Below are 23,636 nucleotides of genomic sequence, written 5' to 3'. Positions count from 1 at the left end.
TTGGGCCCAAAACTTCACCTCAGACTGGACGCGTTCCCCAACTTCTTGGAAGAATAGCTCAATCGCATCAAAAGGGAACGGAATTGTCGGACGTCATACTCCCGGCCCCGGAGGAATCAGGCGGCACGGCGGCCGAAACGAAGATATTCGCCGATATCGGCGGCCTTCTCGATTTCTACGCCCGCAAGACGCCGATGGCGCCCGCCCTGCTCGCCCCGGGTCGGCCGATCCTCAACTACGGCGCGCTTGGCGAGGTGACGCAGGATCTTGTCCGTACGCTGCGCCGGCTCGGCATGACCCCTGCCGACCGGATCGCCGTTGCGCTGCCGCGCGGCGCCGACAGCGCGCTGGCGCTGATCGCGGTCGCATCGAGCTGCGCCTGCGTTCCCGTCAATCCCGATCTGACGACTGACGAGCTGCATCGCTATTTCAGCGAATTGAAGCTGACGGCGCTCGTGACGCGGGCCGATATGAACTCGTCGAGCCGCGAGGCCGCCAAGGCACTCGATCTCGCGGTGATCGATTTCGTTCCGGGGCCGCAAGACAATCTCGGCGGCTGCAAATTCATCGGTCCGACGATCGGGCCGGCAGCTACCGGCAGCACCTCGCGCGGCGACGACGATGCGTTCATCCTGTTGACGTCGGGCACGGCGGCGCGGCCGAAAATGGTGCCGCTGACGCATCGCAATGTGTGCCTGTCCGCCACCAACGCCGGCCGCGTGCTGTCGCTCACATCGCATGATCGTCTGCTCAACGTGCTGCCGCTGTTTCACGCCCATGGCTTGATCTCCGGCCTGCTGACGGCGCTGGCCGCCGGCTCCAGCGTGATCTGCACCGACGGCTTCGATGCAGCGTCTTTCTTCGGCTGGATGCGGGAGCTGCAGCCGACCTGGTACACGGCCGTACCGACCATTCATCGCGCGCTGCTGACGGCGGCGGAATCCGACCCGGACCGCGCCCGGTCGTCGTCGCTGCGCGTGATTCGCTCGGCCTCGGCCTCGCTCGCGCCGACGATCCTCCACGGGCTGGAGGCGATTTTCGGCGTTCCCGTGCTCGAAACCTATGGCATGACCGAAGCGGCCTCGCAGATCGCGGCCAATCCGTTCGAGCTGCGCAAGATCGGATCGGTCGGCCGCGCCGCCGGCCCGGAGATCGCGATCATGGACGAGACCGGCCGCGCGCTTGCGAGCGGCGCGCATGGTGAGATCATGCTGCGCGGACCGAACATGACCCGCGGCTATTGTAATGACGAGGCGGCGACAGAGGCCGCGTTCCGCGACGGCTGGTTCCGGACCGGCGACCTCGGCTATCTCGATAGCGACGGCTATCTTTTCATCGTCGGGCGCATCAAGGACGTCATCAACCGCGGCGGGCAGAAGATCTCACCTATCGAAGTGGAAGAGGTCCTGCTCAGCCATCCGGCGGTGCTGGAGGCCGGCGTGTTCGCCGTCCCGCACGAGAAGCTCGGCGAGAACGTTGCTGCCGTCGTGGTGCTGCGGCCGGATGCCGAGGCGAGTTCGGACCAGTTGCGCCAGTTCGCGCGAAAGCGGCTGGCAGCCTACAAGGTGCCGAGCCTGATCCGCAGCGTGGCAGCCCTGCCGAAGGGCGGCAGCGGCAAGGTCAAGCGCAACGCGCTGGCCGAGCTGATCGTCAAGGCCGAGGATAGCGACGAAGCGCGGCTGCCGCGCAACGCGCTGGAGACGCAGCTCGCCGCGATCTGGGCCGGTCTCTTGGAGCTGCCGCAGGTCGGCGTCGATCAAGACGTCTTCGCGCTCGGCGCGGATTCGCTCGCGGTGACGCAGATGCGCTCGCGCCTGCGCGAACGCTTCAACGTCGACTTCTCGTTCGAGGACATTTTCGATTGCGCCACCGTTGCCGCGCTTGCGGCGCGGCTCGAGAGCGCTGCGAGCCGCCGGGAGGCGACACTGCCGGCCTGGCGGCGAGCGGCGGAGGCAGAGGCGCCGCTCTCGTTCCAGCAGCAGCGGATGTACGTGCTCTCGCGGCTCGATCCGACCCGCTACAATTACAATGTCGTCGAAGTCGCAGTGCTCAAAGGCCTGATCGACGTCGCCGCGCTTCAGGCCGGTCTTGCCGCGATCTGCGCGCGCCACGAGGCGCTGCGCTCGGTCATCGTCGAGCGTCAGGGCGAGCCGGTGCAACTCGTGCTGCAATCGCCGCCGCTGTTCGAGCGGGTCAAGCTGAAGCCCTGTGCTGCGGACGAGCGGGCCGCAATGATCAGGCGCGAGGCGCTCAAGCTCGCGCAATATCCGTTCGACCTGGCGCGTGAGCCGCTGCTGAAGGTCACGCTGCTGTCATTCGACGAGACCAGCCATGCGCTGGTGGTCAACGTCCATCACCTCGTCACCGACGGCTGGTCGCAACGCCTGTTCTGGGAGGAGCTCGCCGCCCATTACGCCGCCGCACATGGGAAAAACGTGGGGGCACAGCCTTCGCCCACTTTCCAATATCGCGACTTTGCGCTCTGGCAGCAGGGCTGGGCGCAGACGCCGGCGGCCAAGGACCAGCTCGATTACTGGAAGACCCAGCTCAACGGCGTCACCACGCTGCCGCTGCGGACCGACCGGCCGAGGCCGGAGGTCTGGAGCGGTCACGGCGCCCGCCATTATCTCGAATTCTCCAGGACACAGTCGGCCGATCTGCGCGCACTGAGCCAGAACCAGGGCGTCACCCCCTTCATGACGCTGCTCGCCGCCTTCCAATGCCTATTGTTCCGCCACACCGCGCATGAGGACGTCGCGACGGGCTCGCTGATCGCCAACCGCAATCAGATCGAGAGCGAGCGCCTGATCGGACTGTTCGCCAACACGCTGATCCTGCGCAACGATTTTGGTGGCGACCCGAGCTTCGGCGAGATGTTGCGGCGGGTCCGGCAAGTCACGCTCGATGCCTACCGCAACCAGGACCTTGCGATCGAGGAGGTGCTGCGCGCGCTGCAGATCGCGCGGCGGAGCGACGGCAATCCGCTGTTCCGGATCATGTTCATCCTCCAGAACGCGTCGATCGAGGCGGCCCGCTTCCCGGGCCTGTCGACGCGGCGGCTGGAAGTCGATCCCAAGGTGGCGCGCTTCGACATCACGCTCGAGCTGGTCGAGGCCGACGGCCGCTTCACCGGCTTCTTCGAATACGCCACCGATCTGTTCGACGCCGCGACGATCGAGGCCATGGCGGGGCAATTCAAGTCCCTGCTGAAGGCCGTCATCGCCAATCCGGAGCAGCGCATCTCGCGCCTGCCGCTGCTCAACCAGGCCGAACGCCGACAATTGCTGGCGGCAGGCCGCGGCGTGCCGGTTAGTTTCTCCACCCGCGGCAATTTGAGCGAGCGCTTTGATCGCCAAGCCAGGAAGACGCCAAACGCGATTGCGGTGTCGGACGGGCGCACATCCCTGAGCTATCGCGAACTGGCCCGCCGCAGCCAGGCCATCGCGCGCTGGTTGGCGCGCGATGGCATCGGTGCCGAGAGCGTGGTGGCCTTGCTTGCGGATCGCGGGCCCGACCTGCTCGCCGCGATGATCGGCGTGCAGCGCGCAGGCGCGGCCTTCCTCAATCTCGATCCCGATCAGCCACCGGCGCGGCTCACGACCATTCTCGGATCGAGCTGCGCCCGCATGCTGCTGACCGGACGGGCCCAGTCCGCCATGGTCGAGGCGCTGCTCGATCCGCTGGTCGAGCGCATTCCGGTGGCTGAACTCGAAGACGCGATCGCGTCGGGATCGACCAAGCCAGCCCGCAGCCCGCGGCGCGCGGCTTCCAGCCTTGCCTATCTCATCTATACGTCCGGCTCCTCCGGCGCGCCGAAGGGTGTCATGATCGAGCAGCGCGGCCTGTCGAACCATCTGGCCTCGCTCATCTCCGAGCTCGGCCTCTCAGCCAGGGACGTGATCGCGCAGGCCGCGCCGCAGAGCTTTGTCATCTCGGTCTGGCAGTTTCTGGCGGGGCCGATGGTCGGCGCGCGCGTGCATGTCTGTGACAACGCGATCGTGCAGGACCCGATGCTGCTGGCACGGGAGATCGAGCGCGAAGGCATCACGGTGCTCGAGATCGTCCCGTCGCTTTTGCGCGTCATCGTCGAACGGATGAATGAGGCACAGGTCCGGCGCGCCTTCGCCGGATTGCGGCTGCTGATCTCGACCGGCGAGCCGTTGCCGGTCGACCTCTGCCGGGCCTGGTTCGCCCATTGCCCGAAAGTGCCGCTGATCAACGCCTATGGCGCCTCGGAATGTTCCGACGATGTCTCCTTGCATCGCCTCACCAAGGCGCCGGCGATCACGACCGGCAACGTTTCAGTCGGCGCGCCGCTGCCGAACACCCAGCTCTACGTGCTCGATGCTAGTCTGCAGCCGCAGCCGCTCGGCGTGGCCGGCGAGCTCTGCATCGGCGGCGCCGGTGTCGGCCGCGGCTATATCAACGATCCCGCGCAGAGCCGTCAGCGCTTCCTGCCCGATCCGTTCTCGCGCCGGGCAGGCAGCCGGCTTTACCGCACCGGCGACCTCGCCCGCCGCCGCGCCGACGGCTCGATCGAATGCCTCGGCCGCGCCGACCATCAGGTCAAGGTCCGCGGCTACCGTATCGAGCTCAAGGAGATCGAGAACGCGCTAGCCGATCATCCGGGCGTGCGGGCCGGCATCGTCGAGCCGCGCCGCGAGGCGAGCGGCGACGTCAGGCTGATCGCCCATATCGTCGCAAGGCCCGACAGCCGAAGCAGCGCCAGCGAGCTGCGCGAATTCCTGAAGAGCCGGCTGCCTGGTCACGCCATCCCGTCCGCATTCCTGTTCCTGGATCACGTTCCGCTCAATGCCCATGGCAAGGTCGACCGGTCCGCGCTGCTGGCGCCAATGCAGCAGGAGGCGCCCGGACCGGATGCAGCCGTGCCGGCGCGGCGCTTCACCGAAAAGGTGCTGTCCGACATCTGGATCGACCTGCTTAGGGTGGACAGCCTCGGCGTCACCGACAATTTCTTCGACCTCGGCGGCCATTCGCTGCTGGCAGGCCAGACGATGGCGCGTGTCGCCCGGGCGCTCGGCGTGTCGCTGCCGATCAAGACCATCTTCGAGGCGCCGACGATCGAAAGTCTTGCCCGGCGGGTCGACCAGGCCATCGCGGAGACGCCGCGCAAGCCTGCCGCAAGCGTGCCGGGCCTGGCCGATGCGGGGCCGGCCGACAGCGGCGGGCCGACGCTCTCGATTGCGCAGGACCAGATGCTGCGGATCGAGCAGAACCTTCCGGGTTTGCCATTGTTCAACCTGCCCTTCGCCTTCCGTCTCCAGGGCCCGCTCGATGCGACCGCCCTGGCGCGGGCGATCGATGATGTCGTGGGCCGCCACGAGTCGCTGCGGACCGCGTTCGGCTGGAACGGCGAGGAGCCCGTCCGTCACCTCGCCGCACCCGGCACGCTCGGCGGGGTCCTGACCATCGAGACGATTGGCGACGGCCGCCCGCACAACAACAAGCGGCGCAGAGCCCTGGAGCAGAGAAAGATCAATCTCCTGATCGAGCAGGAAACCTATGTCCCGATCGCCCCCACGCGCGCGCCGCTGCTGCGCGCGCGGCTGTTGCGGCTCCACGACGACGACCATGTCCTGCTGCTGACGCTGCATCACGCCGTTGTCGACGGCTGGTCGATCGGCCTGCTGTTCGAGGAGGTGTCGCGCCGCTATGCGGCGCTGGCCGGACATCCGTCGGAGCCGCCACCAAAGCCGCCCCCGGCCTTCTCGGACGTCGCACGCTGGCAGCGCTGGTGGTGCGGCACCGACGCCGCCCGCCGCCAGGCGGCCGACTGGACCGAGAATTTGCGCGGCGCGGTCCCCGTCTTCGACGGCACATCAGCCCCGGGCGCGTCCAGCGGGCACCATCCGGTCAGCCTCGAGCGTGAGCTGATCGGGCGGCTCAAGATTTTCGCCGGCCAGCACAACAGCACGCTGTTCATGTGCCTGCTCACCGGTCTGAAGGCGCTGCTGCTGGCGCGAACGGGCCGCACCGACATCGCGGTCGCCACCGCCATGGCCAATCGCGCCCAGCCGGACACCGACCGAATCATCGGCCCGTTCGAGAATACGGTGATCGTGCGCACCAAAATCACGCCCGAGCTGTCGTTCGCGCAAGCCTTGGCGCGGGTGCGCCAGAGCGTGCTCGACGCCCATACGCGGCAAGAGCTGCCGTTCAACCTCCTGGCCGACCACCTGGAGCGGGAAGGCATCGATCCTGCCTCGCTGCTCCAGGTCTATTTCACGCTGCAAAATCCGCTGCGCCAGCCGCTCGATCTGCCGGATCTTTCGACCGAATCGATCGGCAACATCGCACGCGAAGGCCAGCCGGTGCTGCCGATCGACCAGACGTGGCTGTCGCTGATGCTCAAGGAACGCCCGACAGGCATCACCGGCTCGTGCAATTACAAGCGCGAATTGCTGGACGGCCGTATGGTCGGCGCGTGGATGAAGGATCTCGTCGCGCTCTTGGTGGCTGCCGTCGCCCAACCCAACTTGCCGCTCGGCCGATTGCTCGCTCGCAAGGCGGCATGAGCGGCCGCGCCACTACGAGTTCACTCGCCAAAGCTGTGAATGAGTAAGTTGCAGCTTGATTATTTGGCGCCACCGCGCAAGATTGTTCCTGAGTTTTGATTTGGACGAATATTTTCAACCGGGGGAGTGTTATGGGTTTCATCAAATTTACCAAGGGTACCTCGTTGAGCGACAAGGACCGCAAGGCCCTCCAGAAACTGCTGGGTGCCGAGAAGAAAAAGCTCCAGTCCGCCCTGAAGGACGTCGATGCCAGCCTTTCGGTGCTGGGCGGCGCGAAGAAAGCCAAGAAGAAGAAGAAGACGTAAGATTCGTCGGCCGGGACGCCGTACGAATCTTCAGGCTTCACTTTTCGGACATGGGCCGCTCGCGTGTCGAGCTGGGGTCTCGCACAAGCTTGCGCCTGTAAAACCGGCCTGCAAATCGACAAGAATTCGCCCGGGTGGACCGCTAGAAGCGGTCTGCTTGGATGATTCTTGCTCAGTTGTTTCTTCCGTCGGGACCGGAGAATTTCCCTCTGCCTGACGCAAAAGGCCCAATTGATGGCTAACGACAGAATTGAACTCTTTGTCGGACTGATCGAGTCCATTGACGCGCCGGGCGCGATCGAGACGTGCCGGCGGTTGCTCTCGGTCGACGAACGGGTCCGGGCCGATCGCTTCATGTTCGAGCGGCATCGACGGCAGTATATTTTCGCGCACGCCATGCTGCGCCTGGCGCTGTCGCAGGTCGCCTCCAACGTCGCGCCGTCCGACTGGTCCTTTGGAGCCGGCCGCTACGGGCGGCCGTTTGTCGCAGCGCCCACGACCTCGACCGCGCTGCATTTCAGCCTGTCTCACGCCGACGGTTGCGTCGCCTGCGTGGTGTCGCGGCATGAGACCATCGGCATCGACGTCGAAACCGTGTCGCGGCGGGTGGCGCCGCTGTCCACCGCGCTTCGCTTCTTTGCGCCGGAGGAGGTCGAAACGCTGCGCGGACTGCCGGAGCCGGCCGCGATCGAACGCTTCTTCGACTACTGGACGCTCAAGGAGGCCTATCTGAAGGCCAGGGGTTTTGGGCTCAATCTGCCGCTCGACGCTTTTGCCATGCAGGTGTCACGCGAAGCGATCGAGATCAGCTTCAAGCCCGATATCGCCGACGATCCCGACGGTTGGCGCTTCTCGCTGTGCTCACCGTCGCCATCGCATCGGCTCGCGATCGCCGACGGCTCTCGCGCGAACGGTGGCCTCCCCATCAGCCGCAATGCCTGGCCACTCCAGGAAGCGGCTGAATGACGCCGCGGCGGCTGCGCGTCTTTCCAGCGATTTCGCGCAACCGTGACCCCGGGACATATGTCGGCGAGCTGATGCGGGTGGCGCAGTTCGCCGACGGCAACGCCTTCGAAGGCATCCTGCTGTTCGAAGGCAACGATGTGTTCGTCGAGCCCTGGGCGATGGCCCAGCACATCATGGCTGCGACGACGCGATCGTCGCCGCTGATTGCCGTCAATCCGGTCTACATGCACCCGTTCACGGCGGCGAAATTCGTCTCGTCCCTTGCGCAGCTCCACGGCCGCAAGATTTATCTCAACATGATCACGGGGACGGCGGTCAGCGACTTGCAGGGCCTCGGCGACGACCAGTCGCATGCCGACCGCTATATCAGGCTCGGCGAATTCGTGGAGCTGATGCGCCAGCTGCTCTCGAGCCCGCGACCGGTGAATTTCGAGGGGCGTTTCTACCGCGCGCACCATCTGCAACTTCGCCCGCGCCTGCCGCCGGAGCTGATGCCGGAATTCCTGATCGCAGGCCAGTCCGAGGCGGCCCAGCGCGTGGCCAAGGAGACCGGCTGCATCAAGATGCAAATGCTGCCGCCCGATCTCGATCGCGGGCTCGACTCGCCCGGCATGAATTTCGGCATCTTTGCCCGCGAGGGACGCGAGGAGGCACGGCGGGCCGCGAAGCTACGTTTCCGCGACAATTCTGATGATCGCGAGCTGCTCGTGTTCACCATGGAGAACACCGATTCGGTGTGGAAGCGGCACCTCTATGCCGGACAGAACGCCGAGCTTCGGGACAATGGCTACTGGCTGCTGCCGTTCCTGACCTTCCAGGCCGATTGCCCCTATCTCGTCGGCAGCTACGAGGAGATCGGCGCGAAGCTGAAGGCGTTCGCGGCGAAGGGCCTGACCACTGTTATGCTCGACATGGTCGCCGACGAGGCCGAGATGCAGCACGTCTGCAAAGCGCTGGCAGCGAGCGGGATGTTTTGAAGGGGGCGTACTTCTCCCTCTTCCCGCACCCGCCTTCGCCAAGGCTTCGGCGGGACAAGCGCGGGGAGAAGCGAAGGAGACTCACCTTGCCTCTTCGAATCCGGCCAGCACCGAGGTCAGGTTCGCACCCAGAATATCCGAGAGATAACCGCCCTCCTGCACGAACACGGTCGGAAGGCCCATTTTGGCGATGGCCTGGCCGATACGGCGGAAGCCCGGCGTGGTGACGGCCAGGCCCTTCAGCGGATCGTGCTCGGAGGCGTCGAGGCCGAGCGCGATGACGAGCGCGCCCGGCGCAAACGATTCGATCACCTTGCGCGCGACGTCCATCGCCCCGATGTAGCCGTCATCACCGGTGCCGATGGCCAGCGGGATGTTGAGATTGGTGCCGAGACCCGGTCCCTCCCCGCGCTCATGGGCATAGCCCCACACGAACGGATAATAGGCGGTCGGATCGGCATGGATCGAGATCGTGTAGACGTCGGGCCGGGCGTAGAAGATGCCTTGCGTGCCGTTGCCGTGATGGACGTCGACGTCGAGGATCACGACGCGCTCGTGCTTTTGCCGCAGATGCGCCGCGGCAATCGCGCTGTTGTTGAGGAAGCAGAAGCCGCCGGCCATATCGCGATAGGCGTGGTGACCGGGCGGACGGCAGAGCGCATAGGTCGCGTCCTCGCCGTCCATCACCATCTGCGCGGCGGTGACCGCAACGTCGGTCGCGGCACAAGCGGCCGCCCAAGTGCCCGGACCGATCGGCGCCGCGGTGTCGGCGGTGTGCCAGCCGAGCTTGCCGACGATGTGGGTCGGATAGGTCGCCGCATGCCGCACCGGGTGGATGTTGCCGATCATCTCCGGGCCGGAATCGCCGAGCGCGGTCCAGGCCTCCCAGGCTTCGCTCAGGAACGACAGATATTCCGGGCTGTGAATGCGCGCGCGAGGCCCCTGCCCGAACTTGGTCGGCTCGACCAGCTGGTGCTTGCCGTCCTTCAACCCCTTGAGCAGGCGGTCGGCGCGCTCCGGCTGCTCGGTGGTGCGCTTGACGACGCCGCGAACCAGGAAGAATTGCGGATCATGGCTGCGATGCAGTTCGGTATGGACGGCCTTCACTCAAACACTCCGTGGTCGCGTGCTCACAGCTGTCTTGATCGCTGCGGCGGACAGATGCAAGCAAGAAGAATGCCGTCTCGACTGCCCTGCGCCGGAAGCAGACTGTCTCCGGCGGCGGCTCAGCAGCGCCCGCGCTGGAGGCAGTGCTCGCGGCCCTGCTGATCGGTGCGGAAGGACTCGATGAAGCCACCCTGGCGCTGGGTGACGAAGACGGTCTTGCCGTCGCTGCCGCCGAAGGCGAGGTTGGTCGGCTCCTTGGCCTTGAGTGCGATCTCCCGCTCGACCGCGCCATTGGGCTTCATCAGCGCAACCGTCCCCTTGAGGATACGCGCGACATAGAGGCGGCCGGCAACATCGGTGCGCAAGCCATCGACGGTGTCGGGCTGAAATGCCTTGACCAGCTTTGCCGCCGTCAGCTCGGTGCCGTTGATCGCGTAGGACCAGATCTGGCCGCTGCTGGATTCCCCGACATAGAGCGTCTTTCCGTCGGGGCTGAGATCAATACCGTTGGTGGTGCCCATCGCGCGCGGCGCCGACATCACTTGTCCCTGCACGCTCCCGTCGGCGGCTTTCGCAATGCGCCAGATGTGGCCTTCCCTGCCCTTCCAGTTCGGATCGCTGGCATAAATCGTGCCGTCGCGGGCGATCGTGATGTCGTTGGGCTGGTTCATCTCGTCGGAGTGAAACCAGACGCCCGGCTCGGTCGCCCCCTTCGCAATCGCAAAGATGTTGTGCTTCTTGTAGTCGGCGATGAACATGGTGCCGCTCCCATCGAAGCGGATGGCGTTGCCGACACTGCCCTCAGGCAGCGCCGTGAAGGGCTCCGACGCCGCAGCGCCCGCAGGTAGCCTGCCGATGGTGCCGGGCTTGCCGAGATTGACCACGAACAGATTGCCGTCGAGGTCGGCTGCGGGCCCTTCGATGCCGAAGGTGTATTCGCCGGCGGGCGTCACCTGCGCGCTTTCGTACAGCTTCGTCTCCGCTCGCGCGGACGCCGTCGCAACGACCAGGAGGACGCTACTGCACAGGCACCAGAAATTCCTGCCGGATGTAATAGCCATCGCCGTCGCTGCACTCGCCATTCAGATAGGGGTCGGCCGGCCGGAAGAATCGGCTGAAACCGGGTTTGTCTACAGCGCTCCTTTGTGTCACGACCACGACCTTCCCAGCCGGTATTTCGCCGCATTCCTTGTTCGTCTTTCCAAAGAACTTGCGCTGCGGCGGGCCGGGCTTGATCCGCATCCGCGTCCCCGGAACCATTTTCGCGACGAGCAGGTCCATTGCGTCGAGCAGGCGCGTGTAGCCAGCCTCGGTCTTCGGCAGGCTCTCGCCGCCCGGCGGCATCAGCTTCTCCGCACCGATGCCGCGCAGGCGCGTGCGCAGCTTGCCGGCAGAGGGATCGCCCGGATAGATCCAGCCGTCCTGCGCAAGCATGAAGCGGAGCACGGCTCCGTCCTTCTCTGCGTCCGACTGACCCGGCTTCAGATCGAAATCGGAGTGACAGCCGAAACAATGCTTCTCGACCAGCCCTTTGCGCAGCGTGGTCAGCCGGGCGCTGTTCTGCGCATCCCTGGCGACAAAGGCCGCGAGCTGGTCGATCATCGCCTGGCTGCGCATGTCGCAGGGCAGCGGCGCCGGCGGATTACCCGCGGCGCGATCGATGCGGATCACGGTCTGGTTCTTGTCCTCGACCAGCCAGATCGCGCCGTCCTCCGCGACCGTCATGCCGACCGGCGCGCCTTGCGGCCGCGCGCCGTTGACGCGGTGCCAGCCGGCGATCAGCTCGTCGAACGGTGCGGCAGCCACCTCGCCGGCATCGGTCTGAAAGCTGCGCGTCGGCTCGGCCGCGCAACTGACGTGATAGCGCACCGGCGCCGGTGCAGGCTTGGGGAAGCCGTGGTCATCGACATCGTAGACCAGCAGGCGGCTGCCGGTCGGACGATAGCCATGCAGGCCGACCAGCAGCTTGCCCTCCAGCTCCGGGAATTTCGTGCCGTGATAATACAGCATCGCGAGCGGCGCACCGTGCGGCGGCAGCAGCGAGAGCGGCGGCTTGTAGAGCGCGCTGGCCGTGCAGAACGACTTGTAGACCCCGCCTTGCAGCACATTCCTGAATTCGGGGCTCGGCGTCGACACATCGTAGCAATAGGGCCAGCCATAATGTTTGCCCTGCTCGATCGCGTTGATCTCCTCGTTCGGCTTGAAAGTATCAGGCAAGTCGCGGGCGTTCTCGGCCTGCAGGAAGGCGTAGCCGGCATCGGGAAAATTCGGATGCAGCACCAGCGCCATCGAGTTGCGCAAGCCGCGCGCATAGACGGTGTGCGGCGGATCGGTATCGCCAGGCTTCAGCGCCGGGAACACGCCGCCCGCAGGCGGGGTGAACAGCCAGATCGAGGCCATGGCGGATGCGCCCTCGGCCGCCGCGCAGGGCCTTGTGATCGGCGCCGGCGTGATGCAATCGTCGCTGTGCGAGCCGACATTGACGAATAGCCGCCCGTTCCTGTCGAAGACAAACTGCTTGAGCGGATGCGCGCTCTCCTCGATCCGGGTGCCGTCGGGCAGCGTGATCCGGCGCCCGGGCATGTGACGGATGATGGTCTCGACCGTGCCGCGCGGATTTTCGGCGAGCGGATCGAACCGGAAGATCGTCTCGGCGGTCGAGGCGTAGAGCCTCTTGTCCGGACCGACCACAAGGCCGAACGGATATTCCAGTCCTGCCAGAATCTCCCTGAACCGTCCGCCCTCGGGCGCGCGCGGATCGAGCAGCAGCAGCCGTCCGTCGGTGTGGCCCCAGCCGCCCATATCGGCCACCACGAACAGGTCGCGGCCCGGCACCTGGACGATCGCGCGTGGAAATTTGAGGCGATCCGCTTCGCTGGCGACGAGCCCGGCGCAAAATCCAGCCTTCATGTCGATCCGGATCCTGGGAAAAGCGAGATCATTGTTGCCGCAGGTGTCCGCGCCGATCGCATAGTCGCTGCGGCGGAGCGGCTCCGATGACGCCACCGGGCTGAGCCCAAGCAGGGCCGCCAAAACCCCCGCACATGCGCGCAGCCTTCGCCGTTCGCGCTTCGATGTGAAATGGCTCACGGCAGCCTCCCAGACGTCCCGTGAAAGGTGTTTCACGCCGGGAAAACGCCGTCCAGCTGAACATCACCCGCCTGTGATTAAACCTGTAACGACCTTGGGGCCGACCAATACCCGTAAATTCCCTTACCGGGTTCGACCCGAATGTTTCGCGAAGGCTTCGGGTGGTATCGGTTTGCCATCAGTTGCTCCCACCAGGAGGCGCATATGGTCCAGGTCTATTTTCACTGCTCCAACACCGAGGGCACGCTGATCGACCGCTACGGCGCCGCCGTGTCCAATCTCACCGAGGCGCGCGACCGTGCCTCGCAGATCATGCGGTCGATGATCCAGACGCCGAGCAACGAGGACTGGCGCGACTGGGTGATCCATGTCAGCGACGATGCCGGCGAAGAGATTTTCGATCTGCCCTTCACCGCCATGCTCGGCAAGCCGCATTGAGGTGATGCCATGCTGATCGCTTCACTGAGCCTGTTCCGCCAGCCCCTGAACTTCGTCGCCACCAAATGGCAGACGCTGGTCAGGGTCGCGGGCGACCCTTACCGTCCCGAGCTCCATTATATGCGCGGGCCTGGCCCAAAATGGCGCGCCAAATATCAGGCCAGCCGGCTGAACCGCTCGCTCTGAGCGCGGCCTCGGCGCATTCCCACTGATCTCCGTCGTCATGGCCGGGCTTTGTCCCGGCCATCTGCGTTTTTGGGCTGGGCGACAATACGTGGATGCCTGGACAAGCCCCGGGCGAGTTTGGCAGGCGGTCGACCTCGCCCCATCCCGCGTCTGTCTCACACCAGCCATGTCGCTCCTTGCTTTCGATGTTCTCGTTGGCGGCAGTGTGCCATGGTCCACGCGCTTAGCCAGCAAGACAACCGAGCACACAAGACGACATCATGCCTCATCAGTTCAGCCTCAACCAAACCGTCCGCAAACCCGCCGTCACGTCCAAGGGCGGCATCGTCGCTTCGCAATCGCGGCGCGCGGCCGAGATCGGGGCGCAGGTGCTGGCGGCGGGCGGTGACTGCGTCGACGCGATCGTGGCAACGACGATGGCGCTGAACGTGCTGGAGCCCTGGAACAGCGGCATCGGTGGCGGCGGCGCGATGGTGCTCTACCGCGCCAAGGAAAATCGCTACGAGGTGATCGATTACGGCATGTGCGCGCCCCAAAGCCTGCGCGTCGCCGACTATCCACTCAGCGGCGAACGCGCCGCCGCTTCCGATCTCTTTCCCTGGCCGCGCGTGAAGGACGATCGCAACGTCCATGGCCCCGGTTCGATCGCCGTGCCCGGTGTCGTCGCAGGGATGGAAGAGGCGCATCGCCGTTACGCCAAAATGCCGTGGAAAGATCTGGTCGCGCCAGCAGCTCAGCTCGCCGGCGAAGGCCTGCTGGTCGATTGGTGGGCCACGGTGACGATCTCGGGCTCGGCCGCCGATCTCAGGCGCTATCCCGCCAGCGCGGCGGCGTTCCTGAAGGACGGGCTGCCACCGAGCGCGCCATGGGGCATCAAGGCCGAGACGCGGCTGCCGCAGGACACGCTGAAAGCGACGCTGTCGCATCTCGCCGAGGCTGGCCCGCGCGATTTCTACCAGGGCGATCTCGCCAGGAGCATCGCCTCCGACATCAAAGCGGACGGCGGCTCGCTGTCGGTCGAGGACCTCGCGGCCTTCCGCGCGCATTTGCGCGAGCCGCTGGCGATCCCGTATCGCGACGGCAAGGTGTATGCGACGCCCGAGCTCACGGCAGGGCCAACCATGGCGCACGCGCTGCGCCTGCTGCAGCAGAGTCTCAAGCCGGGAAGTACGCCGGACGCGGCCGCCTATGTCGAATATGCACTCGCTCTGCAGGCCGCCTTCCGCGAGCGGCTCAAGGACATGGGCGATGCCGACGGCAAACGCTCGCTCGGTGCCGAATATCTGGCGCCGGCCTGCACCACGCATTTCTCCGTGGTCGACCGGCACGGCAACATGGCGGCGGTGACGCAGACGCTGCTCTCGTCCTTTGGCTCGCGGTATGTGACGCCGCACACCGGGATCGCCATGAACAACGGCATCATGTGGTTCGACCCGACGCCCGGCACGACCAACTCGCTCGCACCCGGCAAGCGCTGTCTTTGCAACTACACGCCCGTCATCGCCGAGACCAAGGACGGCAAGCGCCTCGCCGTCGGCGCCTCCGGCGGCCGCCGCATTCTGCCGTCGGTGATGCAGCTGGTGTCATTCGCGATGGACTACGGCATGGACCTCGATGCCGCCATTCACCAGCCGCGCATCGACGCCAGCGAAGGCGCGGTGGTGATCGGCGATGCCCGTTTGCCGGAGGATGTGCGCAAGACGCTGGGCTCGCGCTTCGACTATGAAGAGACCCGCGTGCAGGCCGTGCCGCAAAAATTCGCCTGCCCGAGCGTGGTGATGCGCGATGTCGATACGAATTCGGGTGCAGTCGAGATCTTTCAACCCTGGGCCGAAGCGGTGGCCGAAGAGAGCGTCACGACTCCTCCACATTCGCAGGGAACTTAGCTTGGCAATGTCCGTTTCATCGTGCGGACAAATGCGTTCGCTCACGAGGAGGGACATCCCATGAAGAAACTCGCGCTCGCCGTGTCGCTGATCGTAGCGGCCGGATTTGCCAATGTGGCCTATGCCAAAGGCGGACATGGTCATGGCCACGGTCGCGGCCATCACTCATTCGCAATGTCGCATGGACACCATTACGCCTCACCGCCCGGATGGTCGCATGGGCGCAAGGTCGGCTGGCGCGGTCGTGGGTGCCCGCCCGGCCTGTGGAAGCAAGGCCGCTGCTGAAGCCCGATATCTGCCGATGAGCAAGGCGTCGCCTGAAACCGGGCGGCGCCTTTCTCAAATGCCGAGCCGATCGCGCACGCGGCCCGCGATCACGGCGGTCGTCACCCCGACCGGCCAGAACGGGTGCATCGGGATCGGCTTGATGCCGGTGATGGGCATGTCGATCTCGGCTGTGGCGCCGCCGATCAGCCGTCGGGCGAGCTGCGCGCCCATCGTGGTCGAGAGCGCAACACCGCGGCCGTTGCAGCCGAGCGAGATCAGGACACCCTCGGCCGGCTCATGCACATGGGGATAGTGGTCTTTGGTGATGGCGAGCCGGCTGTTCCAGCCATGGGTCCAAGCCACGCCTTTCAGCTGCGGCCATAGCCGCTCGGCATAGCGCATGAGATAGGCGACGTCATGCGGCGAGCTGATCCAGCGCATCGGGCCGCGGCCGCCCATCAACAGACGATTGTGCTGGTCGATGCGATAATAGACCGTGATGTGGCCGCTCTCGTAGAGCACGGGCCGCGTCGGCATGATCGAGCGCGCCACCGCATCCGAGAGCGGCGCGGTGGCGGCGATCGAGGAAAACACCGGCACGATGGTGCGGCGGAGCGCCGGCCAGAGATCGTCGGTGAAGCCGTTGGTGGCGAGCAGGACCTTGTCGGCATGAACCACCGCGCGCGGCGTCTCGATGCGCCAGCGCGCGCCGTCGCGGCGCAGGGACAATGCCGGCGTCTCGCCAAACACCTTCGCACCCGCCGAGATCGCGGCACGCGCGAGGCCACGGGCGTAGCTGAGGGGATGCAGATCGCCGCCGCGCGTGTCCAACATGGCGCCGATGTAGCGGTCGGTGCCGGTCATCTCGCGCAGCTGCTCGCGGTTCAGATATGTCACCGGCATGCCGCGGCGGATGCATTGCTGCGCGGTCTTTTCGATCGCGGCGGCGCTGGCTTCGTGATAGGCCGCGCGCAACGTGCCGTTCTGCCGTGCCTCGCAGGGAATCTGGTAGCGGCGGATCAGATCATGCGTGAAGTCAGTGGTGCCGTAGGAGAACGCGATCATGCGGCGGCCGAGCTCCGCGCCGAAGTCCGCCTCGATCTGATCAGGGTCGTGCTTCAGCCCGGGATTGGTGTGGCCGCCATTGTTGCCTGATGCGCCCCAGCCGGGCTCCTGCGCCTCCAGCACCAAAGCCTCGACACCCTGCTCCGCCAGATGCAATGCCGTGGAGAGGCCGGTGTAGCCGCCGCCGACGATCGCGACGGAGACATTCTTGTCGACATCGAGCGGCGGCGTCGCGACCGGCGCGACGGCGGTGTCGGCATAGACCGAGGGCGGCAAAGGCAGGCGCGTCGTCATGGCGAAGACCGTTCAGAGCGGATGCAGCACGCGGCGCAAGAAGTCCTGCGTGCGCGGATGCTGCGGCTGGTTGAGCAGCGCCTTGGCCGGTCCCTGCTCGACGATGACACCGCCGTCGATGAACAGCACACGGTCGGCGACGTCGCGGGCAAAGCCCATCTCGTGGGTGACGACGACCATGGTCATGCCATCGTCGGCGAGCTTGCGCATGACGCCGAGCACGTCGCCGACCAGTTCAGGATCGAGTGCCGAGGTCGGCTCGTCGAACAGGATGGCCTTGGGCTGCATCGCGAGCGCCCGCGCGATCGCAACGCGCTGCTGTTGGCCACCGGAAAGCTGCGGCGGATGCGCATCGGCCTTCTCGGCGAGGCCGACCTGGGCAAGCAGCGCGCGGCCGCGCTCCAGCGCAGCGGCTCGCGACTCCTTCTTCACATAGAGCGGCCCCTCGATCACGTTCTCCAGTGCGTTGCGATGCGGGAACAGGTTGAAGCGCTGGAACACCATCGAGACCTGGGTGCGGATGTTCACGATCGACGTCGCGTCGCGATCGACCTTCAATCCCTCCACGCTGATCTCGCCGCGATCGTAGCTTTCGAGGCCGTTGATGCAGCGCAGGATGGTGGACTTGCCGGAGCCGGAGGGACCGACGATGCAGACCACCTCGCCCTTTGCGACTGAAGCCGTGATGCCCTTGAGCACCTCGACCTTGCCAAAGCTCTTGTGGACGTCGTTCAGCTCGATCATCGCTTGCCGGCCCGCTTCTCGAAGTGACGGACCAGCAGGATCAATGGAATGCTCATGGTGAGATACATCAGCGCCACAAGCGTGAACACGCTGGTGTTCTTGAAGGTCGATGACGCGATCAGCTTGCCCTGCAGCGCGAGCTCGGCGACCGTGATGGTGGAGGCTTGCGAAGAGTCCTTCAGCATCATGATCATGACGTTGCCGTAGGGCGGCAGCACGATGCGCACGGCCTGCGGCAGCACCACGCGGCGCATGGTGAGCCACCAGCCCATGCCGATGGACTGTGCCGCCTCGATCTGCCCCTTGTCGATCGCCTCGATGCCGGCGCGGAAATTTTCCGCCTGGTAGGCCGAGTAGGCGATGCCGAGCCCGAGGATCGCGGCCTGCAAGGCCGACAGCGTGACGCCGAGATCGGGCATCACGAAATAGAGATAGAACAACAGCACGATGATCGGGATGCCGCGGATCACGTTGATCAGGCTGGCGCTGAGCATCGACAGCGCCTTGATGCCGGAGACCCGCATCATCGCCCAGAGGAGGCCCAGCACCGTCGAGAGCAGCAGCGAGCCGACCGTGACGATGATCGTCAGCGCGACACCGTTCAGCAGAATCGGGAAGAACTCGACGGCGTCGCGCCAGAAGCCTTTCATCGGGCAGCCTTCAGTCGTTTCGATCAGCCCTGTGCCTTCAGGCCCCATTTGTCGAGGATCTTGTCGATGGTGCCGTTGGCCTTCAGCTTGGCGAGCGAGGCGTTGATCTTGCCGAGCAGCGCGGTCTCGCCCTTGCGCACGCCGATGCCGACCGAGCCAACGGTGACGGGCTTGTAGCCGTCGACGAGGCGTACCTCGGGGAAGCCTCCCTGCTTCAGATTGTAGGCGAGGATCGGATAATCGGCGTAGCCGGCCTTGAGGCGACCGGTGTTCACGTCGCGCAGGATGTCCGGGATGGTGTCGTAAGCCTTCACGTCGGCGAACAGGCCGGTTTTCTTCAGCGCATCGACGAAGGCGGTGCCGACTTGCGCGCCGACGGTCTCGCCCTTCAGGTCCTCCTGCGTCGCGTAAGCCTTGGTGTCGCTCTTCGGCACCACCAGGCCTTCACCATAGCTGTAGATCGGGTCTGAGAAGTCGATGACCTCCTTGCGCGGCGCCGTGATGAACATCGCAGCAGCAATGATGTCGATCTTGCTCGAGGTCAGCGACGGGATCAGCGCCGAGAACGCCATCGGCTCGATCTGCACGTTGAAGCCGGCATCCTTGCCGATCTCGGTGATGAGATCGACCATGATGCCCTGGATGGTGTTGGTCTTGGTGTCGAGGAACGTGAAGGGAATGCCTGTCGGCGTCGAGCCGACCTTCAGCACCTGTTGCGCCGAAGCCGGCACGGCTGTGGCAATGGCGAGCGCCGCGATTGCGGCCTGAACAAAACGCTTCATCGCATCCCCCTTTGGGCCTGGCCGGCGGCGGCGTTCGCGCGTGTCGCGATCAGACGTTGCGGGCCAGGCCGTTTCGGCTTATTTTCACCAATATGAAAATTTGGTCACACTTTCGCGGACGATGCAAGCGGTTTTCATGCACATGAAGGAAGCGGTTTGACGTGAGCGGTGGCAAAAGAATGCGCAAACCGGCCGCCGCAAAGCCGGCGAAGCGGGCGAAGACCAAAGCCGTTGCCAAGCCGGCCGAGCCTGCGATGGACGTCGCGGTCGGCCGCCGCATCCGGGATCTCCGGCGCGTCAGGCAATTCTCGCTGGAGACGGTCGCGGCACGCACGGAGCTATCGATCGGCTTCCTCAGCCAGATCGAGCGCGGCCTGTCCTCGCCCTCGCTGCGCGTGCTGGCAACGCTCGCCGACGTGTTCGGCGTCGGCATCGCCGCGCTGTTCGGCGCGAGCCCGAACGCCGACGGCGGATCCGATCAGGTGGTGACGCGCGGGCTGCAAAGGCCCGAGCTGAAGCTCTGGCGAACCGGCGTGTCCAAGCAGCTGCTCAGCCCCGCGAGCAGCGACAACAAGCTCAATCTGTTCCTGGTGCATCTGGAGCCCGGCGGCTCCACCGGCGACGAGCTCTACACCCATGACGGCGAAGAGGCCGGCCTCGTGCTCGAAGGCGAGATGCTGCTGACGGTGGACAGCGACACCTGGTCGCTGAAGACGGGCGACAGCTTTCGGTTCGCCAGCCGCAGGCCGCACCGGTTTTCGAATCCGGCGCAGGATGCGAAGGCCGTGGTGCTGTGGGTGAATTGTGTGACGGGGACGTGAGCTTGCCTCCGTCACATCGATAGACGAAGGGCGCACTGACTCCGCAACGTCATTGCGAGGAGCCCTTGCGACGAAGCAATCCAGACTGCCTCCGCGGAAAGACTCTGGATTGCTTCGCTGCGCTCGCAATGACGGGCTGAGAGAGTCTACCCAAACCGGTGCTTGTACCGCTCCACCGTCAGCGCACTCACATCGATGTCCGGCTTCTTGCCGGACAGCATGTCGGCGAGCACGCGGCCCGAGCCGCAGGACATGGTCCAGCCCAGCGTGCCGTGGCCGGTGTTGAGGTGGAGATTGGCGTAGTGGGTCGGGCCGATCACGGGCGGGCCGTCCGGCGTCATCGGGCGCAGGCCGCTCCAGAACGTCGCCTTGGACAGATCGCCGCCGCGCGGGAACAGGTCGGTCAGCGAGTGATCCAGCGTGGCGCGGCGCGCATCGTAGAGCTTGTCCGAATAGCCGGAGATTTCGGCGGTGCCGCCGACGCGGATGCGATTGCCGAGCCGCGTGATCGCGACCTTGTAGCTCTCGTCCATCACGGTCGATTCCGGCGCGCCCGATGCGTCCTTGATCGGCACCGTGATCGAATAGCCCTTCACCGGATAGACCGGCAGCGAGATGCCGAGGGGCCCGACGAGGCGCGACGACCAGCTGCCGAGCGCGAGCACGTAAGCGTCTGCCTGCAACGTGCCGGCACCCGTCACGACGCCGCTGACGCGCGCCCCGTCGGTGACGATGCGATCGATCGAGGTGTTGAACATGAAGCGCACGCCGAGCGCTTGGGCATGCTTGGCCAGCGCCTGCGTGAACATGTGGCAGTCGCCGGTCTCGTCCTGCGGCAGGCGAAGCCCGCCGACGAATTTTTCCTTCACGCCTGATAGCGCCGGCTCCACCGCGATGCAGCCCTCGCGGCTCAGCACCTCGAAGGGCACGCCATACTGCTTGAGCACGGCGATGTCCTCGGCGGTGCCATCGAGCTGGGCCTGGTAGCGGAACAGCTGCAGCGTACCTTGCGACCGCTCGTCATACTGAATGCCGATGTCGCGGCGCAGATCGCGCAGGGAATCGCGGCTGTATTCCGCGATCGGGATCATCCGGCTCTTGTTGACCGCGTAGCGCGCGCTGGTGCAGTTGCGCAGCATCTTGAGCAACCAGACCCACATCACGGGATCGAGCTTCGGCCGGATCACCAGCGGACCGTGCTTCATCAACAGCCACTTGACCGCCTTCACCGGCACGCCGGGGCCGGCCCAGGGCGAGGAATAGCCGGGCGAGACCTCGCCGGCATTGGCGAAGGAGGTCTCAAGTGCCGGCTCCGGCTGACGGTCGACGACCGTCACCTCGTGACCTGCACGTGCGAGGTAGTAGGCAGAGGTGACACCGATGACACCGCTGCCGAGGATCAGAACTTTCACGCTTGGTCAAACTCCCGCGGCATCACGCTCGCCGCTGCAAGGACACAACTCGCAACGGCGAGAGCAATTATCAGGCCACCCGCTTGATGGCGTCGCCAAGAATCGAGACGATATCGTCGATGTGGCTCTTCTCGACGATCAGCGGCGGCGACAGCGCGAAGCTATCGCCGCTCATGCGGAAATACAGCCCGCGATTGAAGCAGTCGACCATGACGTCGTAGCCGCGCGCACCGACCGCACCGTCACGCGGCGACAGCTCGACCGCGCCCATCAGGCCGCAATTGCGGATGTCGACGACGTTCGGCAGGCCCTGCAGCGAATGCAGCGCATCGCGCCAGTACTCGGCGATCGAGGCACCGCGCGTCAGCAGGCCCTCGTCCTTGTAGATGTCGAGCGTCGCGATGCCGGCCGCGCAAGCGGTCGGATGCGCGGAATAAGTGTAGCCATGGAACAGCTCCATGACGTTTTCCGGGCCGATCATCATGGCGTCGTGCACCTTGCGGTGCGCGAACACCGCGCCGCAGGGAATGGTGCCGTTGGTGATGCCCTTGGCCGTCGTCATCATATCCGGCGTGACGCCGAAGAAATCGGCGGCGAACGGCGTGCCGAGGCGGCCAAAGCCGGTGATGACCTCGTCGAAGATCAGCAGGATGCCGTGCTTGTCGCAGATCTCGCGCAGGCGCTGCAGATAGCCCTTCGGCGGCGGCAGCACCGCGGTCGAACCCGGCACCGGCTCGACGATGACGGCGGCGATGGTCTCGGCACCGTGCAAGGCGACCAGCCGCTCGAGATCGTCGGCGAGCTCGGCGCCATGCTCGGGCTGATCCTTGGCGAAGGCGTTGCGGCTGAGATCATGGGTGTGGCGGATGTGGTCGACGCCCGGCAGCAGGGTCGCGAAGGCGCGGCGGTTGGCGACCATGCCGCCGACCGAGGTGCCGCCGAAGCCGACACCGTGATAACCGCGCTCGCGGCCGATCAGGCGGGTGCGGCTCGCCTGGCCGTTGGCCCGGTGATAGGCGAGCGCGATCTTCAGCGCGGTGTCGACCGACTCGGAGCCCGAGTTGGTGAAGAAGATGCGGTCGAGGCCCTTCGGCGCGATCTCGGCGAGACGCTCGGCGAAGTCGAACGCCAGCGGATGGCCCATCTGGAACGACGGCGCGAAGTCCAGCGTCATGAGCTGACGCTCGACCGCAGCCGCAATCTGCTTGCGGCCATGGCCGGCATTGACGCACCAGAGACCGGCGGAGCCGTCGATCACCTTGCGGCCGTCGACGGTGGTGTAGTGCATGCCCTCGGCCGAGGAGAACAGGCGCGGCGCCTTCTTGAACTGCCGGTTGGCCGTGAACGGCATCCAGAACGAGTCGGTCTTGATAGTGTTCGGAATCTGATGAAGGGTCACGGCCGCGCTCCTTTGCTGACCTGCTAGCAGAGCCACGGCTTGCAAAGCGCAACAAGTCCTTTTCTGCTCTGCCGCAACCCATTGATTTGCTTGGGGCAGCCGGTCCATATTTGCGCGATCCGCAACACTTGCAACACGGGACCTGGGCTATGAGCGTCGACATCGGTGGACGGCTGCGATTCATCCGGGCGCGCCACAAGCTGTCGCAGCGCGAGCTGGCCAAGCGCGCCGGGGTCACCAATTCGACGATCTCGCTGATCGAATCCAACCAGATGAACCCGTCGGTCGGCGCGCTCAAGCGCATCCTCGACGGCATCCCGATGGGGCTTGCCGAGTTCTTCGCGCTGGAGCCGGAGTCCAGGCGCAAGATCTTCTACCGCTCCGACGAGCTGACGGAAGTCGGCAAGAAGCCGATCTCGTACCGCCAGGTCGGCGACAATCTGTTCGGCCGCAGCCTGCAGATATTGAAAGAGCGCTACGAGCCCGGCAGCGACACCGGCCGCGTGCATCTCGTCCATGAGGGCGAGGAAGGCGGCATCGTGATCTCGGGCAAGCTCGAGGTCACTGTCGAGGACGAGCGCCGCATCCTCAATCCGGGCGACGCCTATTATTTCGAGAGCCGCCGTCCGCACCGCTTCCGCTGCGTCGGCGGCAAGGCGTGCGAAGTGATCTCGGCCTGCACGCCGCCGACGTTCTAGACTAACGCAGCGG

The 23,636-nt window shown here is 65.6% G+C and carries 19 protein-coding genes; 10 read left to right on the top strand and 9 right to left on the bottom strand.

Translation table 11 applies throughout. The features are described from left to right. Positions 1-83: 83 nt before the first annotated feature. The 4 genes from IVA79_RS14610 (at position 84) to IVA79_RS14595 (ending at position 8,784) form a co-directional block, all read left to right on the top strand. A complete protein-coding gene (locus IVA79_RS14610) occupies positions 84-6,536 on the top strand; it encodes a non-ribosomal peptide synthetase (protein ID WP_247553843.1) in 6,453 nt (2,150 codons plus the stop codon). A 131-nt stretch (positions 6,537-6,667) separates the two neighbouring features. Further along, on the top strand, positions 6,668-6,841 hold the full coding sequence (locus tag IVA79_RS14605; RefSeq protein ID WP_247553842.1) for a hypothetical protein: 174 nt from the start codon (positions 6,668-6,670) through the stop codon (positions 6,839-6,841). A gap of 234 nt (positions 6,842-7,075) precedes the next feature. Next, positions 7,076-7,807, top strand: coding sequence for a 4'-phosphopantetheinyl transferase superfamily protein (locus IVA79_RS14600; protein ID WP_247553839.1), 732 nt, complete (start codon positions 7,076-7,078; stop codon positions 7,805-7,807). Then, positions 7,804-8,784, top strand: coding sequence for an LLM class flavin-dependent oxidoreductase (locus IVA79_RS14595; RefSeq protein WP_247553837.1), 981 nt, complete (start codon positions 7,804-7,806; stop codon positions 8,782-8,784). The genes IVA79_RS14600 and IVA79_RS14595 overlap by 4 nt, the downstream gene beginning before the upstream one ends. Positions 8,785-8,865: 81 nt before the next feature. Here IVA79_RS14595 and IVA79_RS14590 read toward each other — a convergent pair whose 3' ends face one another. The 3 genes from IVA79_RS14590 to IVA79_RS14580 all read right to left on the bottom strand — a co-directional run bounded on the left by IVA79_RS14590 (position 8,866) and on the right by IVA79_RS14580 (position 12,981). Next, positions 8,866-9,891 carry a histone deacetylase family protein gene (locus tag IVA79_RS14590; RefSeq protein ID WP_247553836.1) on the bottom strand — a complete coding sequence of 342 codons (1,026 nt, stop codon included), beginning with the start codon at positions 9,889-9,891 and terminating at the stop codon, positions 8,866-8,868. Positions 9,892-10,010: 119 nt separating this feature from the next. Then, positions 10,011-10,952 (bottom strand): SMP-30/gluconolactonase/LRE family protein, encoded by a 942-nt coding sequence (locus IVA79_RS14585; RefSeq protein WP_247553835.1) that lies wholly within the window; start codon positions 10,950-10,952, stop codon positions 10,011-10,013. Then, entirely contained in the window at positions 10,909-12,981 is a 2,073-nt protein-coding gene (locus tag IVA79_RS14580) for a PQQ-dependent sugar dehydrogenase (protein WP_247553834.1), read from the bottom strand. The genes IVA79_RS14585 and IVA79_RS14580 overlap by 44 nt, the downstream gene beginning before the upstream one ends. Before the next feature lie 204 nt (positions 12,982-13,185). On the opposite strand from IVA79_RS14580, the gene IVA79_RS14575 reads away from it, so the two are divergent. The 4 genes from IVA79_RS14575 (at position 13,186) to IVA79_RS14560 (ending at position 15,776) form a co-directional block, all read left to right on the top strand. Further along, the gene (locus tag IVA79_RS14575) at positions 13,186-13,419 is read left to right on the top strand and encodes a hypothetical protein (protein ID WP_247553833.1); all 234 of its coding nucleotides are present in this window, start codon (positions 13,186-13,188) and stop codon (positions 13,417-13,419) included. A 9-nt stretch (positions 13,420-13,428) separates the two neighbouring features. Further along, entirely contained in the window at positions 13,429-13,605 is a 177-nt protein-coding gene (locus IVA79_RS14570; protein ID WP_247553832.1) for a hypothetical protein, read from the top strand. Positions 13,606-13,865: 260 nt separating this feature from the next. Then, the gene (locus IVA79_RS14565) at positions 13,866-15,491 is read left to right on the top strand and encodes a gamma-glutamyltransferase (protein ID WP_247553831.1); all 1,626 of its coding nucleotides are present in this window, start codon (positions 13,866-13,868) and stop codon (positions 15,489-15,491) included. Positions 15,492-15,551: 60 nt separating this feature from the next. After that, the gene (locus tag IVA79_RS14560; RefSeq protein WP_247553830.1) at positions 15,552-15,776 is read left to right on the top strand and encodes a hypothetical protein; all 225 of its coding nucleotides are present in this window, start codon (positions 15,552-15,554) and stop codon (positions 15,774-15,776) included. Between the two features lie 54 nt (positions 15,777-15,830). Here the strand turns inward: IVA79_RS14560 and IVA79_RS14555 are convergent, their stop codons facing one another. The 4 genes from IVA79_RS14555 to IVA79_RS14540 are packed head-to-tail and all read right to left on the bottom strand — an operon-like array spanning position 15,831 to position 19,293. Beyond that, positions 15,831-17,117 (bottom strand): FAD-binding oxidoreductase, encoded by a 1,287-nt coding sequence (locus IVA79_RS14555; protein ID WP_247553829.1) that lies wholly within the window; start codon positions 17,115-17,117, stop codon positions 15,831-15,833. Positions 17,118-17,129: 12 nt separating this feature from the next. Beyond that, positions 17,130-17,861 carry an amino acid ABC transporter ATP-binding protein gene (locus tag IVA79_RS14550; protein WP_247553828.1) on the bottom strand — a complete coding sequence of 244 codons (732 nt, stop codon included), beginning with the start codon at positions 17,859-17,861 and terminating at the stop codon, positions 17,130-17,132. Then, positions 17,858-18,511 (bottom strand): amino acid ABC transporter permease, encoded by a 654-nt coding sequence (locus IVA79_RS14545; protein WP_247553826.1) that lies wholly within the window; start codon positions 18,509-18,511, stop codon positions 17,858-17,860. The genes IVA79_RS14550 and IVA79_RS14545 overlap by 4 nt, the downstream gene beginning before the upstream one ends. A 23-nt stretch (positions 18,512-18,534) precedes the next feature. Next, a complete protein-coding gene (locus tag IVA79_RS14540; protein ID WP_247553824.1) occupies positions 18,535-19,293 on the bottom strand; it encodes an ABC transporter substrate-binding protein in 759 nt (252 codons plus the stop codon). 179 nt (positions 19,294-19,472) lie between these two features. Between IVA79_RS14540 and IVA79_RS14535 the strand changes: the two genes are divergently transcribed. Further along, positions 19,473-20,114 carry an XRE family transcriptional regulator gene (locus IVA79_RS14535; RefSeq protein ID WP_247553822.1) on the top strand — a complete coding sequence of 214 codons (642 nt, stop codon included), beginning with the start codon at positions 19,473-19,475 and terminating at the stop codon, positions 20,112-20,114. Between the two features lie 146 nt (positions 20,115-20,260). Here IVA79_RS14535 and IVA79_RS14530 read toward each other — a convergent pair whose 3' ends face one another. Together IVA79_RS14530 and IVA79_RS14525 are read right to left on the bottom strand one after the other, a co-directional pair. Further along, positions 20,261-21,526, bottom strand: coding sequence for a D-amino acid dehydrogenase (locus tag IVA79_RS14530; protein ID WP_247553820.1), 1,266 nt, complete (start codon positions 21,524-21,526; stop codon positions 20,261-20,263). A gap of 70 nt (positions 21,527-21,596) precedes the next feature. Next, complete coding sequence (locus IVA79_RS14525) at positions 21,597-22,925, bottom strand: aspartate aminotransferase family protein (protein WP_247553819.1); 1,329 nt, start codon at positions 22,923-22,925, stop codon at positions 21,597-21,599. Positions 22,926-23,074: 149 nt separating this feature from the next. Here IVA79_RS14525 and IVA79_RS14520 point away from each other — a divergent pair, with 149 nt between their 5' ends. Beyond that, positions 23,075-23,623 carry a cupin domain-containing protein gene (locus IVA79_RS14520; RefSeq protein ID WP_247553818.1) on the top strand — a complete coding sequence of 183 codons (549 nt, stop codon included), beginning with the start codon at positions 23,075-23,077 and terminating at the stop codon, positions 23,621-23,623. Positions 23,624-23,636: the final 13 nt, after the last annotated feature.

Source organism: Bradyrhizobium sp. 138, from assembly GCF_023074075.1.
Classification (GTDB): Bacteria; Pseudomonadota; Alphaproteobacteria; order Rhizobiales; family Xanthobacteraceae; genus Bradyrhizobium.
This window is presented reverse-complemented; position numbering and strand designations above follow the sequence as displayed.